Below are 14,781 nucleotides of genomic sequence, written 5' to 3' on the forward strand. Positions count from 1 at the left end.
CCGTGTGACTCACCGGGGTTCGTAGGTGCGCTCCGCCCCCTCTGCCGGTGAACCGTCGGTCAGGCCCGCGCCGCCGGTCGCCGCCGCTTCGGCCTGCGCCGCGCGGCCGCCCGCCTCGAAGACGATGCGCTCGTCCACCACCCGCGTCGGGGCGGCGGCCGGCGCGTCGGCGGGCACCTTGAGCACCTTCAGGTTCTGCCGCTGCCGCAGCGGGTCGGCGTGCCGGAGGACTTCCTCCGGGGAGCTGTCCATGTCCACCGGCTCGGCGTGAATGTGTACGACAGCGCCGGTGTCCCCGTCGTAAACGACATAGCTGACCGTTTTCATCGTGCGCCCTTCCCGTCGGCCTCTCGAATCTCAGGTCATGCCAGATTTCAGGTGATGTCGTAGAGGATTCCCTCGGCACGGTGGCCGCCGCCGTCGCTGCGGAGTTTTACGGTCACCCGCGTCGCATTGTTGAGGAATTCATCGATGTTGAGCCGGCGGATGTTGTCCGCCGGGGCGTCGGCCGGATCGTCCCGGACCCCGCAGAGCACCTGGTCACTGCCGCTCCGGACGCACACCGTCGAGATGAACACCTGCCCGTGGGCGTCCCCGAATTTTCCGGTGAGCCCGCCGGTGATGAGATATCGGCGGTCCGGATTCAGCGCAAGGGTCACGGAAGACGTCAGACGTCCCGTAACCCACAGAAAATACCGGCTGACCACGAACACGACTGCCTCCCCCGGTCAATTTCCGATGACGGCAGCATAAAAACGGCCGATGCGCCCGGCAATCCCGGAATTCGCCGCGCCGAAAACACGACGGGCGTGCCGGGCGGTACGGGCGATGGCCGGGTGGAGCCCGCGGCGCCCGCCCCCGACATCCGGCCCCGGCACCCGACGCCCCGCCCGCGGGCGCTCCCGGCTGCGAACAGACGAACACGGGAGCGGTTGTTCCCCAGAACGCGTGATCGCCCACTAAAGGGCTTTCTTTAGTTGCCTGAGGCAGGTGAAGCTTACGGGGCGCAAGCGACGGGCTGCAGACCGTTACCGCGCCGCCCTCGGCCGAAGTCCCTTTCCGGAGCGGGGGCGTGTCCCAGAAACGCACCATGTACAAGGAGAACGACCCGATGGACTTCCTCACCAACGTGCTGGCCGGCGTCATCCACTTCGTGGGCTGGCTCGTCTGACGGAACCGCATCACCGGGCGCCGCTCCCCCTCGTCCCAAGGGGGAGCGGCGCCCGCCGTCGTACGGGCCCGCCGGCCCGGAAAACGCCGTTACCGGTCGCGGTCCAGGTACTTCAGGACCGCGAGCACACGGCGGTTGTCGTCGTCCGACGGCGGCAGGCCCAGTTTTCCGAAGATGTTCGACGTGTGTTTGGCGACCGACCGCTCCGTGATGAAGAGCTGCGCGGCAATGGCGGCGTTCGACCGCCCGCCGGCCATCAGCTCCAGCACCTCCAGCTCGCGCGGCGAGAGCCCCTGCACTGAGCTCTCGTCCGAACGCATCGACATCAGCTGAGAGATGACCACGGGGTCCATCGCCACACTGCCGGCCGCGACCCGTCGTACCGCGTCGATGAACTGATCCACATGGAAAACGCGGTCCTTGAGGAGATACCCGATACCCCCACTGCCGTCGGCCATCAACTCACGGGCGTACAGGTGCTCCACATGCTGCGAGAGTACGAGCACCGGCTGACCGGGCTTCTCCCGGCGGGCGGCGAGGGCACACTGCAACCCCTCGTCGGTCTGGGACGGCGGGAGTCTGACATCGACCACCGCGATGTCCATTTCCACTTCTTTGAAGGCGCGCGTGAGTTCGGGACCGGTCTCCACGGCCGCGACCACTTCGAAATCGTATGCCTCCAGCATACGGACCAGCCCATCGCGCAGCAGGAAGAGATCCTCGGCGACGACAACGCGCACGGCAACTCCAGCGTGATAACGGCGGGGCCGCCCACGGAACCGCCGACGGCCAGTACGCCCCTGAAAGTACCGTGTCGCCGATCACGCATGTCCGGTGATCCGACTGCTTCATGATCCGGCCCGACCGGAGGCACGCCTTCCGGGGCGCGTTCAGGGGCGCGCCTTCAAGAGCACGCCGTCAAGCGCTCGGCAATCGCGGCAGCGGTCGGCCGGTGCATCTCGCCCTCGACCGCGCCGTGCCGGAGGAAGACCACGCGATCCGCGTACGAGGCAGCGACCGGGTCATGCGTGGCCAGCACGACGGTGCGCCGCGCGGCGTGGACGTACCCGCGCAGCAGGGCGAGGGTACGGTGCGCGGAGGGCGCGTCCAGGGAGCCGGTCGGCTCATCGGCGAGGATCGTGGCGGGGCGGCCGGCCAGGACCTGGGCGACGGAGACGCTGTGCCGCTGACCGTCCGGGAGTTCGCTCGTACGCCGGTGCCGTACCTCATGGAGTCCGAGCCGGCGCAGCACCGCTTCCACCCGCTGCGGGTCCGCACCGTACCCGGCGACCCGGCGTGCCAGGGCCACGTTCTGATATGCCGTCAGGCCATGTTGCGCCCGGCCGGCGTCGGTGAGCAGGCCGATCCTGCCGCGCCGCAGCAGCGTCAGTTCCTGCTCGCTCCGGTCGGCCAGGGCGATGCCGTCGAGTGCGACCCGGCCCGAGTCCGGCCGGTCCGTGCCAGCGGCGCAGCGCAACAGCGTGCTCTTACCGGAGCCGGCAGGCCCCACCACCGCCGTGAAGGTTCCGCTGCCGAAGCCGAGAGTGACACCCGCCAGCGCGGTCACCCGGCCGCAGCTGCCGGAGAAGAGCCTGCGTACCTCGTCCAGTTGCAGGGCCGGTGCGGCTGCGGCACTGCTTGCCTTCGGCATGGGATCTCCGTCCTGGTGAAGGTGCTCGGCTTGCGGGCGGGCCGCTCCCGAGGCTAGAAACCGGCCCTCACCGTGCCCAGCCGGTTACGTACCGGAGTCGGGAAGCAAAGGACACCCACCCGAGGTGTCGCCAGATACACCCCTGACCGGGCCCCTGCCCCAATGCCAAGAACGCCCCGTCCGTCGAGACTGGGGGCACACTCAAGGAGTCGGTTCGGGTGGAGGAGGAAGAACGGGTGAACAAGCAACGGGTTCTGGGCGCTTTGCTCACGGCCGCGCAGGGACTGGCACTGGCCCTCGCCGCATTGGCGGGAGGCGTCGTGCTGCTCGTGCTGTCGGTCGTGTCCATCGCCCTGATCCCCATCGGCATCGGCGCCTTCACCACCCCGCTCGTGCTCTCGGCGGTGCGTTCACACGCCAATGTGCGCCGGCGGTTCGCCGCCCAATGGGGCGGCATGCGCGTCCCCGAGTCGTACCGCCCCTTCCCCTCCGACATGCGCAACGGCATCGTCGGGATCATGGAGCGCTGCAGCCTGCTGGTGAAGGACCCGGCGACCTGGCGCGACCTGCGGTGGCTGGTGCTCGACACGACGCTGGGGTTCCTCACCGCCGTACTGCCCGCCGCGCTGACCGTCTACGGCCTCCACGGCGTCCTCCTGCTCTGCGGCCTGTGGCAGCCGCTGGCCGACGGCGACGGAGCGAACTGGTACACCTTCATCCCCGTCGAGGGCTGGGGCACCGCCGCCCTCGCCGCGCTGGTCGGTGCCGGCCTGCTCGCCGTGTGCAGCGGCCTCAACCCGCGGCTGCTGCACGTCCATTTCCTGCTCAGCCGCTACCTGTTGGCGCCGCCCCGTGAAGTGGCGCTGAACGAGCGGATCGACCAGCTCACCGAGTCCCGGCACGAGGCACTGGACGTCTCCGCCGCGGAACTGCGCCGCATCGAACGGGACCTGCACGACGGTGCGCAGGCCCGGCTGGTCGCCATGGGAATGAGCTTCGCGACGATCGAGGCGCTGGTGGACAAGGACCCCCAGCATGCGAAGGTGCTGCTGGCGCACGCCCGCGAAACCTCCGCCGAGGCGCTCACGGAGCTGCGGGACCTGGTGCGGGGCATCCACCCGCCGGTGCTGGCCGAGCGTGGACTGGGCGATGCGGTACGGGCCCTGGCGCTGCGGATGCCGATGACGGTCAAGGTTGACATCGATGTGCCGGGCCGGCTCGACGAGCCGGTCGAGTCGGCGGCGTACTTCGCGGCCAGCGAGGCGCTGACCAACGCGGCGAAGCACTCACAGGCCCAGCAGGTGACGGTGGGCATCCAGCACCGGGACGGCATGCTCCGTATCAGTGTCGGCGACGACGGTCAGGGCGGTGCGAGCGTCGGGCACGGTTCCGGCCTCACCGGTATCGAGCGGCGGCTGGGTGCTTTCGACGGGAAGCTCACGGTGACCAGCCCCCAAGGCGGCCCCACGATGGTCACCATGGAGATCCCCTGCCGCCTCATCCCGGACATGCCGACCGTCTAGGCCCGCCCGCGGCCGGGTGAAACCGGCCGGGCGGCCCACCCCGCGCACTTGTTGTCGTGCAACTTTCGGCCAGCTGGATCAACTCGCGCCACTCCTACACTGACGACTTCACACGGGAACAAGGTTTTTGTTCTGGACGGGGGTCGTCGTGGCGATTGATCTGATTGACCGCAAAAGCGAACTGAGACTCTTCGACTCAGCGCTGTCCGCCGCCGGTGCCGGACACGGCAGGATCGTGCTCGTACAGGGCGCGGCCGGCGTCGGAAAGAGTTCGCTCCTCGATGCGTTCGCGCAACGCGCCATGCTGTCGGGATGGGAGGTGCTGCGCGCGGTAGGCACGGAGTCCGAGCGCACCGTACAACTGGGCGTGCTGCGACAGCTGACACAGGCCGCGGCCGCCGCGGGACTGCCGGAGCTGCCGCTGCCGGCGCACGTGCCGCCGCGGGTCGAGGACATGCAGCAGTTCTGTGAGGCGGTGCGCGGCCTCGGGAGGCGGGCGCCGCTGGTGTACTGCATCGATGACCTGCACCACGTGGATGCCGCGTCGTTGCGGCACTTCCTCTTCCTCTCCCGGCATCTCGGCGCCGCGCGGGTGCTGGTCGTGGCCGCCGTCTCGCCGCATCAGAGCGCTCCGGACGCCACGCTCAGCGCCGAGTTGCTGCACCGGCCCGACCTCCGGCACATCCGGCTCGGGCTGCTGAACCCGCAGGCCACGGCGTACGGCGTCACTGGCGTCGCCGCCTACGGTCAGCAACCGGGCGACGAGGCGACGGCCGCCTTCCACACGCTTACGGGTGGCAATCCGCTACTGCTCAAGGCGCTGCTCACCGAGCGTCGTTCGACGGCCGACCGCACCAGCACCGCATCGTTGCCGCAGCCCTCTCCGGGCGGGCTGTTCAGCCAGGCCGTCGCGGCATGCGTGCGGCGCAGTGGCCAGGTGGCACGGGACGTCGCAGGGGTGGTCGCCGTGCTGGACGACCACGCCACCACGGAGCTGGCCGCTGAGCTTCTGGGCCTGTCGATCTCGGCGACGGCGCAGGCGGTGACCGCGCTGGAGACCTGCGGTGTCCTCCAGAAGCTCCGCTTCCGCCACCGGGACGTACGGACCGCCGTCCTGGACGGCCTCGGTCCGGACGTGCGTGCCGGGCTGCACCGCGACGTGGCCGTCCTGCTGCATGCGCGGGGCCTGGACCTGTCCACCGTGGCCCGCCATCTGGCCGCGTCGCAGAACGATCCCCGGCCGTGGTCGCACGTGCCGTGGGCGACCGACGTACTCCAGGAACAGGCCGACCGCGCGCTGGCGGACGGCCATCCCCGGCAGGCGTCCGACATGCTCCGGCTGGCCTGCCGGATCTGCCCGGACGAGGGCCGCCGGCTGGAGCTGACGCTCCGGCACGCCGCGGTCATGTGGCGGTGCGATCCGCGGACGGCGGAGCGACTGCTGCAGGCGCCGCTGGCGGCCCGGACCGCCGGCACACTGCCCGCCCCGGCCCACCCGCTGCTCACCCGGCTGCTGGCGGAGCAGGGCCGGATCGACGCGCCGTCGGGCCCAGCGCGTACGGCCGCGCCCGACCCGTCGGTCGTTCTTCACACTCTTACTCAGGAGACTCAGCCGACGTTCTGCGTCCCCTCGACGGCATGGTGGCCGACGCCCGGGACACCCGGCGAGTCCGCTGCGGCGGATGCCGAGCAGCTGCTGCAGAACACGGTGCTGACGGCCGGCACACTGCATGCGCTGATCCGGGCGGTGCAGGCCCTCCTGCATGCGGGCCGTCCCGACCAGGCCGTCGTGTGGTGCGAGAAGCTCTGCTCGGAGGCCGAGGGGCAGCATGCTCCGGGCTGGTCGGCCGCCTTCGCCACGCTCTACGCCGAACTGCTGCTGCGCCTCGGCGACCTGTCCGGTGCCGAGCAGCAGGCGCTGGCGGCCATGGACCAGCTGCCACAGTCCCGTACCGGCTTCTACGCGTGCGCCCCGGCCGCGGTCCTGATCCGCGCGCGTACCGCGTTGGGGCGTCACGCGGCGGTGGCCCAGCAGCTGGAGCACCCGGTGCCCGAGGAGCTCCTGGAGAGCGTGCACGGGCTCGCGTACCGGCGGGCACGCGCCCTGCACCTGTTGATGACGGGCCAGTTCGAGCCGGCGCTGGCGGGCTTCCTGGAGGTCGGCCGGGCGGCCCAGCAGTGGCGGCTCGACTCGCCCCTGTTCCTGCCGTGGCGCACCGATGCCGCACAGGCGCTGATCCGTATGGGTGAGCCGCAGCAGGCGAAGCAGCTCGTACTGCAGCAGCTCTCCTCCCCCGACGTCCGGTATCCCTGGGTGCGCGGTGTGTCACTGCGGCTGCGCGCCCGGTTCACCGACGACCGGCAGGGCCTCGCGATGCTGGAACAGGCCGTCGAGGAACTGCGCCGGTCCGGGGACCGGCTGGAACTGGCCCGTGCGCTGGCCGATGCCGGGCGGCTGGCGCAGACGCAGGGAGACAACGCCAAGGCCGGCATGATGACGCGCCGCGCCTGGAGCCTGGCGCACGCCTGCGGAGCCGAGGCGCTGCGCGAGGAGATCCTCCCGGGTCTCGCCTCCCGGGCCGAGCCACGCGGCCGGCAGCAGGCCCCCACCGTCCGTGCGGCCGCCGCCGGCAAGCTGAGCGACTCCGAGCGACGGGTGGCGGCGCTGGCCGCGCACGGCTACACCAACCGCGAAATCTCCATGAAGCTCTACATCACCGTCAGCACGGTGGAGCAGCATCTGACGCGGGTCTACCGCAAGCTGCGCATCACGCGCCGCCAGGACCTGCCCATGGACCTGCAGATGAGTGTGCTGGACCTGGTGTGAGCGAAGAGGCCCCTTCCCCGCCGGGCGGGGGAGGGGCCTCCTTTCTCGTCAGTCTCTCGTCAGTGACAGGTGGCGACCGGCCACTTGTCGTCGTGGACGCCGGCCGGGCGTGCTCCTCTGGACGCAGCCTCTGTCAGCCGATTTCCGCGCACGCTTACCCCCGAATCACTTTACGGACATTCCACACGAACGACCGCGCTCTTCACCATCGTCCGCACTGCTCTGTCGGGCGCCGCGGGCCCGGGCGGCGATCAACACCCTGCCGATGAACTTAATCTCCCCCCAAGCCTTCCCCGATGGCTTAAAGTTGCATGGCAGGCTTTACACGCCAGGGGGAGGCAACAGCGTTGCACGGAATCGAAGGTTCCAGATCCCGGTTCGCAGAGCTGGACGAGATGAGCGCCGCGGCTTACCGGCTGGCCGTTCACTCAGGCCGGTTCGTCGGTCAAGAGATTGCCGAAGAATTAAATCTGACCGCCGAGGAAACTCTTCGGACCGAACGCATTCTGACCCGCCTGCATCTGCTGCAGCCCACCCCCGGAAAGCCCGACGAACTCGTACCGAGCAGCCCGGACGCCGCGGTGGCCGAACTCGTCGGCGACACGGAAGATCACATCCGAAGCCTGCAACGGGCCGTGACGAGCATTCGCAGCACGATGCTGTCACTGATGCCGGCCTACTTCGAGGGCCGCCGCCGGCGCAATCGCCATGAGGCCTTCGACCTGATCACCGACGTCGACGCCATCCGCGCCCTGCTGCGTGAGCACCGCGAACACGCCAGATCCGAGATTCTCACCGTCCAGCCCGACGGCGCCCAGGGGGCCCCGCTGCTGGCCTCGCTGCGGGACTCCATGCTGGAGACACTCCAGCGCGGGGTGCGGCTGCGCACCATCTACCAGCACACGGCACGCGGCGACCTCATGACCAGTTCCTATGTGCGTGAGGTGAGCGCGGAGGGCGCCGAGATACGCACCACGAATGAACTGATCGACCGGATGATAATCTACGACAGGGAAGTCGCCTTTCTGCCGGAGCAGGACATCGACGGGCCCGGACGCAGCGCCGTGATCGTACGGGAACCGAATCTCGTCGCCTTCATGTGCAAGGTCTTCGAGTATCAGTGGCAACTCGCCACTCCGTTCCTGCCGGATTCCCCGCAGCCGGAACCCATCACCGATGAACTGAAACTCTCGATAATCCGGCTGATGAGCCGCGGATACAAGGACGAGATGGTGGCACGCAGGCTCGGCATGTCCGTGCGCACCTGCCGGCGGCACATCGCGGAACTCACCGAGGGCCTCAACGCCGTCAGCCGTTTCCAGGCCGGGGTCAATGCCGCACTCAACGGCCACGTGGATCTGCATGACATCGCGTAGCTGACGCCGGCGACGGCCCCGTGTCGTACACGGCCGCGCTGACGCAGTGCCCACTGGGCAGTACGGAGGTGTGGAACACCCACTGGTCTCCCGTCCCCGGCATGCCGTCCGGCCGGACGATGCGTACGGGCTCCCCGTCGGGTCCGAACCCGAACTCCGTGGCACGCAGGTTCAGGCCCTGCCCGATGGCCTTGGTGTACGCGTCCTTCAGCGTCCGCAGGCGCACCAGCGCGGGGTTGCGGTCCGGCTCGGCCAGCCCGGAAATGGTGACCAGCTCGTACGGCGTGCACACGCTCCGGGCCATTCCCCGGTCGTACAGCGGCCGGTCCGTGCGCTCGGCGTCCACACCGATCAGTCCCCGCGCGGTGGCACCCACCACGAGCAGGTCCTCGGTGTGGCCGAGACTGATGTCGATCTGCTCGCAGCCGCGCAGATACGGCCGCCCGGTGGGGCCATAGGCGAGTTCGAGCTCCTCGGCGGCGCAGTCCCGTACCGCGGCCGCCGCATGCTTCAGGAATGCGCGCGAGGCGGCGTACCGGGCTCGGATGTCGGGGTGGGCGATACCCAGATAGCGGGTCCAGTCGCGGCCGAGCAGCTCGCGCAGCGAGGCGTTCTCCGGCTCCGTGGGGAGCCACGGGGCGAGCTCGGTGTGGAGCAGTACGGTGCCGCACTCCGCGAAGTCGGTGCGGGCCTGCTCCCACCCCTGAGTACGGCCGGACACCGCGATGGGGGCACGCACCTCCATCAGACCCGCTCCAGGGCGAGACCGGCCTTGATCCAGTTGCTGCTCTCCACCGCCAGACTGAGGGCCCGCTGCCCACGGCGCATGTCGGGCAGCAGTCGAGCAGCCTGCAGGAAGGCGAGCGCGTTCCCGGTGTTGCCGGTGTCCGTCACACAGCTGACCTCGCGTACGCCTGTGACGTCCAGGTGCTTCATGACGCGCTCGGTCATCCTTCCCGAGAGCTGCGGTGGCAGCAGGAAGGACACATCGTGCAGGTTCCAGCCGAGGCTGTCGAGCAGATCCCACATGATCTCCGCCGACAGCGACGGCACGCTCTCCTCGATGGCGTTGTGATCCTCGTAGGTCGTGACGCGTTCCCGCTCCCGGGCGGCATAGCGGCAGCAGTCGATCACCTGGCCGCTGGGGCGGCCCCGGCCGGCGAACTGGTGGAGCACACCGCGTACCGCGAGACGTTCGCCAAGGGGCTCGGCGGTCAGCACGGCAGCGCCCGCGCCGTCACCGAGCAGCAGATAGTTCACCAGCTCCTCGGTCGGCAGCTCGGCGAGATTGCGGCGGACGTCGAGGCAACGGGACATGACATCACCGCCGATGGCCAGTCCGGCATGGCGGCCGGAGCGGATCAGCGACTGAGCCAGTTCCAGGATCTGCACCGGGCCCGAACAGCCCGCGTGTAACTGGTAGGCAGGTACGTAGTTGAGGCCGAGCCGGTCGGCGACCCGGGTCGCGGTGGTCGGCAGCAGCATGTCGGGGGTCATGGTGCTGAGCACCAGGAAGTCGATGTCCGACGGTTCCAGGCGCGCGGCGGCCAGTGCCCGGTCGGCGGCCTCGACGCACAGATCGGTGAGGGAGTGGACGTCCGTGCCGCATGTGATGTCCCGCGCGAAGTGCCGGGTCCTGGTGCCGACGAAGATGTCCACCCATTCGCCGCTGACGCCGAACAGCCTGCCCAAGGATTCGTTGTCCACCGGCTCCCCTGGCAGGGCGGTGCCGATCGCGGCGATATGCGCCACCGTCGGTCTCATGCGGGCCGTCCTCTCACCTGGTCCGGTTCTCGTGGTGCCCGCTCCATCGGCCGGCGCGCCGTGCGTCGACGTGCCATCGCTGGCACATCGACGTCTGACGGGCCGGCTCCCCCGAGACCGGTACGTACAGGTGAACATCAGCCGTTCACCGTAGAGTTGTGGAGATCGTAGCCCCGTTTCGCCCTGAATTCGGCGAGGAATTCGTGGCGTGTCCGCGACCGAGTTTCACGGAGTGGGCCGGATATCCGGTGGCCGGGATTCCGGTCGTTGAGATTCCGGAACAGCCGCGGCTCGCAATTCGTGGATACGGCCGCCGGGCCTCCGGTGTGGTCCCCGGGCCTGCCGGCGACGGTGGCTCTCAGCGGGCCGTTACCGGCGTTACCGGCGACATCAGCTCCGTGGCCCGGCGTGCCAGGGCGGAGCGGTCCACCTTGCGGTTGGAGTTCAGCGGCAGCTCCGGCAGATGCGCGTAACGGCGGGGCAGCATGCCGTCCGGCAGCACCTCCCGCAGGGCACGGGAAAGGACCCTCGGGGAGACCTTCTCGCCCGTGTAGAAGACCACGAGTTCGGTGCCGCCGTCCTCCGGCCGGTACGTGACGGCGACCGCGTCGTCCACCCCGTCCTGGCCCCGCAGCGCGTGCTCGATCTCGACGAGTTCGACGCGCCAGCCCTGCACCTGGACCTGGGCGTCCAGCCGGCCGAGGTACACCAGCTCGCCGTCGTCGAGGCGGCGTATCCGGTCGCCGGTGCGGTACCAGACTCGGCCGTCCCGTGCCACGAACCGCCCCTCATTGTCGGCCGGGTCCAGGTACCCGCTGACCATCTGCGGTCCGGTGATGAGGAGTTCCCCTTCGTCGGCCGCCGGCCGGTCGTCCTCGTCGACCAGCAGATGGTCGTGCCCGTCATGCACCCGCCCGATCGGTACGAGTCCGTTGACGCTGCGTTCCGGCGAGGTCCCGGGGTGCCAGCGGTGACCGGTGATGGTGACGGTCAGCTCGGTCGGGCCGTAGATGTTCGCCAGGGCGGAGGCGGGCGCCGCGGCCTGCCAGTCGGCGGCGTCCCGGCTCCGCAGCGCCTCCCCGGCGAAGAAGCTCCAGCGCAGGCCGGACAGCGCGCCCGGGGTGAGCCCGCCCATCCGGCGGAGGAGGGCGATGGCGCTCGGGGTGGAGAACCACACGGTGATGCCGTGCTCGGTGAGGAAGCGGGGCATGTCCACATAGGCCTGCGGTGGCACGTACGCGACGCTCGCCCCCGCGCCCCAGGCGCAGAACAGGTCGAACATGCCGCAGTCGAAGTTGAGGTCGAACGTCTGGGTGAAGACGTCGTCCCGGGTGAAGTCGTACTGCTCGTCGATGCATGCGAAGTAGTGGCGGGTGTTTCCGTGGCTGATCGGGACTCCCTTGGGGACGCCCGTCGATCCGGAGGTGAAGAGCATGTACGCGGGGTCGGAGGCGGCCACCGGGCGGGGCTCGGCCAACGGCGGCGCGCCCCCCGCCAGCTGCCCGTCGGCATCCGGAGCCACCACGGGCAGCTCCACTCCCCCGTCCCTGAAGAGGTCGCGGGACCGGGCCAGCCCCCGTTCGTCGACGACCAGTACCTGTACGCCGGCGATCCGCAGCATGCGCAGATTGCGGGCCGCGGGAAAGTCCGGGTTGAGGGGCACGACCGTGGCGCCCGCGTACAGCGCCGCGAGAATGCCGACATAGCCCTGCAGGGTCTTGCCGGCCAGCACCCCGACAGCGGGCGGGGCGTCCCGGCGACCGGCGGGCATGTGGGCGAGCAGCGATCCGGCCCACTTCAGCGCCAATTCATGGGCACGGCGGTAGGTGATGTCCTCGGTTCCGAGTCGAATCGCGGGACGGTCGGGGGAAAGGGACAGCCCGCGCAGAAATCGGGAGTACAGCGCGGAGTTCGGGTTCCCGGTCATGCTGCCTCGCTTTACAGAAGATAGGGGTCGAAAAGGGTTTCCAGCGCTGTTGCGGAGTATCTAGCGTCTCCACCGGAGAACCGAGTGCCAGCAACCGCTGCCGGCGTTACGGCCGGCAGCACAGCGGAAAGGGTGACCGCGATGAGCGCCAAGTGGGATGACCAGTTCGAGGAACTGGTCCGGGGATTTCTGCCGTTCATGGACGCAGCGGAGTCGCTGACCGAAGACCTGAACATGAGAGAGGCCGGCCTTGATTCGCTCGGCGCCGTCGAACTCCTCGCCGCGCTGGAGGACCTCTACCAGGTGCGGTTCGTCGACGACGCTCTGACGATGGACACCTTCGCCACCCCTGGGGTCCTGTGGGGGACGGTCTCGAAGCTGTCCACGGCGGCCGCGGGCTGACCGGCACCCGTCTTCCCGGCGCGACCGCCACCGATCCCGGTTCAGGCGGTCGCGCTCTGCCGTGGCGCCGGAGGACGGCGGCGCGGCCGCATGGCCAGCCGCGGATCGACGCCGGTCACCGCGAAGTTCTTCGTCGCGACAGGGACCCGCCCGAACAGCGCGTCCTGCCCGGTCACGAAGATCCTGCGCACCCCCCGCTCCCTCAGCGAGTCCAGCGCCACCGGCCAGTCCACCCGGCGGACGCACCCGTCGAGCAGCAGATTCCGTACGGCATCGCCGGTGGTCAGCAACGCGCCGTCGTGGTCGGAGACGACGGGCGTGTGCGGCTCGGCGAACGTCAGCCGGTCGATGATCTCGGCGGCCGCCTTCTTCCGCAGCCCTTCGAAGGCGGGTGAGTGCATGGGCGGGCGCATGAGGTACAGCGGCAGCCCGCCGAGCGCGCGCAGCCTGCCCTGGAGCCACTCGATCCGGTTCCCGGCGAGCGTGAGCATGTGGAAGTCGTGGTCGACGGTGCACGTCAGGTCGTGCCACTCGCCCTGCTCGTCCAGTTCAGCCCGCAGCTCGCGCAGCCGGTCCGCCGGCACCCGGGCGAAGGACTGCGTCACGAGGCCGGCGTGCTCCGCCGCGAAGTACGCGTCGAGGCAGCGGGCGAACTCCGCGGTGAGCCGAATGCCGTCCTCGGCGCTCAGCGCCCCGGAGTACACCGCCGCGGCCTTGTTGCCGAAGCTGGGCCCAAGACATACGGCCGGCTCCGCGTCGAGAGTGGCGCGGGCCCACTTCGCAAGCGCCAGGCAGTTCACCAGGAAGGCAACCTGCGCGTACTCGGAATAGTCGCCCTCCGCCTCGCGGAACCGCTCCACGAGCGAATATCCGAGCGTCTCGTCCGCGATACCGACGAGCTCCCTGGCGAAGGGGTTGAGCAGCATGAATTTCGCCACGTCCGCAAATGCCGTCGGCCCCATGCCGGGAAATACGAATGCGGCGTCGCCTTCAGTCTCCATGCCCCCCAGTGTGAATTCCGGGCGGCGGCATATGTACCCCTACGGACCCCAGAGGCCAGCGGGACATCGCTGAGCAACGCTGAACATCGCCGAAAATTTCTCAAATGCTCTTGAGGTACCCGGTCATGACTTCCTGGAAGAGCTCCGGCTCCTCCAGGTGCGGGAGGTGGCTGGACTCCTCGAAGAGCTCCCAGCGGACGTCGGGGATGAGGTCCTGGTACGGCTGTACGGTCACTGGCGTCGCCTCGTCGTGCCGCCCGGAGATGAGCAGGGTCGGTACGGCGATATCCCGCAGGTACGGCTCCACGGACCAGTCGCGCAGCGTGCCGACGACATGGAACTCGCTGGGGCCGTTCATCGTGAAGTAGACGGTCGGGTCGTTGTACACCTCGTAGAACGACGCCTGGTAGTCGCGCGGCCAGGGCTTGAGCCGGCAGACGTGCTTCTCGTAGAAGGGCGTCATGGCTTCGTAGTACTCGTCGCTGCTGGTCGTACCCGCCGCCTCGTGGCGCAGCAACGTCTCGTTGACGCCCGGCGGCAGCTGCGCCCGCAGCACCGCCATCTCCTGGAGCCACAGGGGATAGGAAGCGGGCGCGTTGGCGATGACGAGCCCGCGCAGGCCCGCGGGCCGGTCGCCCGCGTGCCGGGCGGCGAGCAGCCCGCCCCAGGACTGTCCGAACAGCACGTAGTTGTCGGCGATGCCGAGCGCCTGGAGGAGGTTCTCCAGCTCGTCCAGGAAGAGCTGGACGGTCCAGAAATCGGCGCCCCGGCCCGGCAGATGGGTCGAACCACCGTTGCCGAGCTGGTCGTAGTGCACCACCGGGCAGCCCGTTCGCTCGGCCAGCTCGGCAAGGTTCAGCAGATAGTCATGGGTGCTGCCGGGCCCGCCGTGTACGGCGACCAACGCGGGACGCCCGGAGTCCAGATCGCCGGTGACGCGGTACCACGTCTTGTACTCACCGAACGGGACGGTTCCCTTACGGCTGGGAGCCACGGCCATGTCCACCACCCTTTACCGCTGTGCAGTTCTTCCTCTTACCGCTGTGCAGTTCTTCCTGACGGTAGGCGAAGGGGGGCGGCCGGCGGGCCCCCTACCGCCCCCTGTTCCACGGCTCGGAGCCATCGATTCCACGGCTCGG

The 14,781-nt window shown here is 69.4% G+C and carries 13 protein-coding genes; 4 read left to right on the forward strand and 9 right to left on the reverse strand.

Going from position 1 to position 14,781, the window contains the following annotated elements; all coding sequences use genetic code 11:
- Positions 1-9: 9 nt before the first annotated feature.
- The 4 genes from ACIGQF_RS02260 to ACIGQF_RS02275 all read right to left on the reverse strand — a co-directional run bounded on the left by ACIGQF_RS02260 (position 10) and on the right by ACIGQF_RS02275 (position 2,822).
- Positions 10-327 carry a hypothetical protein gene (locus ACIGQF_RS02260; protein ID WP_399704309.1) on the reverse strand — a complete coding sequence of 106 codons (318 nt, stop codon included), beginning with the start codon at positions 325-327 and terminating at the stop codon, positions 10-12.
- Positions 328-374: 47 nt separating this feature from the next.
- Complete coding sequence (locus ACIGQF_RS02265; RefSeq protein WP_399704311.1) at positions 375-713, reverse strand: hypothetical protein; 339 nt, start codon at positions 711-713, stop codon at positions 375-377.
- A gap of 547 nt (positions 714-1,260) precedes the next feature.
- Positions 1,261-1,911: a LuxR C-terminal-related transcriptional regulator gene (locus tag ACIGQF_RS02270; protein WP_399704313.1), complete on the reverse strand. Its 651-nt coding sequence runs from the start codon at positions 1,909-1,911 to the stop codon at positions 1,261-1,263.
- Positions 1,912-2,075: 164 nt separating this feature from the next.
- Positions 2,076-2,822, reverse strand: coding sequence for an ABC transporter ATP-binding protein (locus ACIGQF_RS02275; protein ID WP_399704315.1), 747 nt, complete (start codon positions 2,820-2,822; stop codon positions 2,076-2,078).
- 218 nt (positions 2,823-3,040) lie between these two features.
- On the opposite strand from ACIGQF_RS02275, the gene ACIGQF_RS02280 reads away from it, so the two are divergent.
- The 3 genes from ACIGQF_RS02280 (at position 3,041) to ACIGQF_RS02290 (ending at position 8,548) form a co-directional block, all read left to right on the forward strand.
- Entirely contained in the window at positions 3,041-4,345 is a 1,305-nt protein-coding gene (locus ACIGQF_RS02280; RefSeq protein WP_399704317.1) for a sensor histidine kinase, read from the forward strand.
- 148 nt (positions 4,346-4,493) lie between these two features.
- Positions 4,494-7,172, forward strand: coding sequence for an AAA family ATPase (locus ACIGQF_RS02285; RefSeq protein WP_399704320.1), 2,679 nt, complete (start codon positions 4,494-4,496; stop codon positions 7,170-7,172).
- A gap of 347 nt (positions 7,173-7,519) precedes the next feature.
- Positions 7,520-8,548 (forward strand): hypothetical protein, encoded by a 1,029-nt coding sequence (locus ACIGQF_RS02290; RefSeq protein WP_399704323.1) that lies wholly within the window; start codon positions 7,520-7,522, stop codon positions 8,546-8,548.
- On the opposite strand, the gene ACIGQF_RS02295 is transcribed toward ACIGQF_RS02290, so the two are convergent.
- The 3 genes from ACIGQF_RS02295 to ACIGQF_RS02305 all read right to left on the reverse strand — a co-directional run bounded on the left by ACIGQF_RS02295 (position 8,514) and on the right by ACIGQF_RS02305 (position 12,239).
- Positions 8,514-9,293 (reverse strand): 4'-phosphopantetheinyl transferase family protein, encoded by a 780-nt coding sequence (locus ACIGQF_RS02295; RefSeq protein ID WP_399704325.1) that lies wholly within the window; start codon positions 9,291-9,293, stop codon positions 8,514-8,516. The two genes, ACIGQF_RS02290 and ACIGQF_RS02295, sit on opposite strands and share 35 nt — an antisense overlap.
- A complete protein-coding gene (locus ACIGQF_RS02300; RefSeq protein WP_399704328.1) occupies positions 9,293-10,312 on the reverse strand; it encodes a 3-oxoacyl-ACP synthase III family protein in 1,020 nt (339 codons plus the stop codon). Before ACIGQF_RS02300 ends, ACIGQF_RS02295 begins: the two co-directional genes overlap by 1 nt.
- 358 nt (positions 10,313-10,670) lie before the next feature.
- Positions 10,671-12,239, reverse strand: coding sequence for an AMP-binding protein (locus ACIGQF_RS02305; protein ID WP_399704330.1), 1,569 nt, complete (start codon positions 12,237-12,239; stop codon positions 10,671-10,673).
- A gap of 141 nt (positions 12,240-12,380) precedes the next feature.
- On the opposite strand from ACIGQF_RS02305, the gene ACIGQF_RS02310 reads away from it, so the two are divergent.
- Positions 12,381-12,641, forward strand: a complete 261-nt coding sequence (locus ACIGQF_RS02310) for a phosphopantetheine-binding protein (protein WP_399704334.1) — start codon at positions 12,381-12,383, stop codon at positions 12,639-12,641.
- Positions 12,642-12,682: 41 nt separating this feature from the next.
- On the opposite strand, the gene ACIGQF_RS02315 is transcribed toward ACIGQF_RS02310, so the two are convergent.
- Positions 12,683-13,642, reverse strand: a complete 960-nt coding sequence (locus ACIGQF_RS02315) for an ACP S-malonyltransferase (RefSeq protein WP_399704336.1) — start codon at positions 13,640-13,642, stop codon at positions 12,683-12,685.
- A 100-nt stretch (positions 13,643-13,742) separates the two neighbouring features.
- The gene (locus tag ACIGQF_RS02320; protein WP_399704338.1) at positions 13,743-14,642 is read right to left on the reverse strand and encodes a proline iminopeptidase-family hydrolase; all 900 of its coding nucleotides are present in this window, start codon (positions 14,640-14,642) and stop codon (positions 13,743-13,745) included.
- Between the last annotated feature and the right edge of the window lie 139 nt (positions 14,643-14,781).

It is taken from the genome of Streptomyces sp. NPDC053560 (genome assembly GCF_044544605.1).
Taxonomy (GTDB): domain Bacteria; phylum Actinomycetota; class Actinomycetes; order Streptomycetales; family Streptomycetaceae; genus Streptomyces.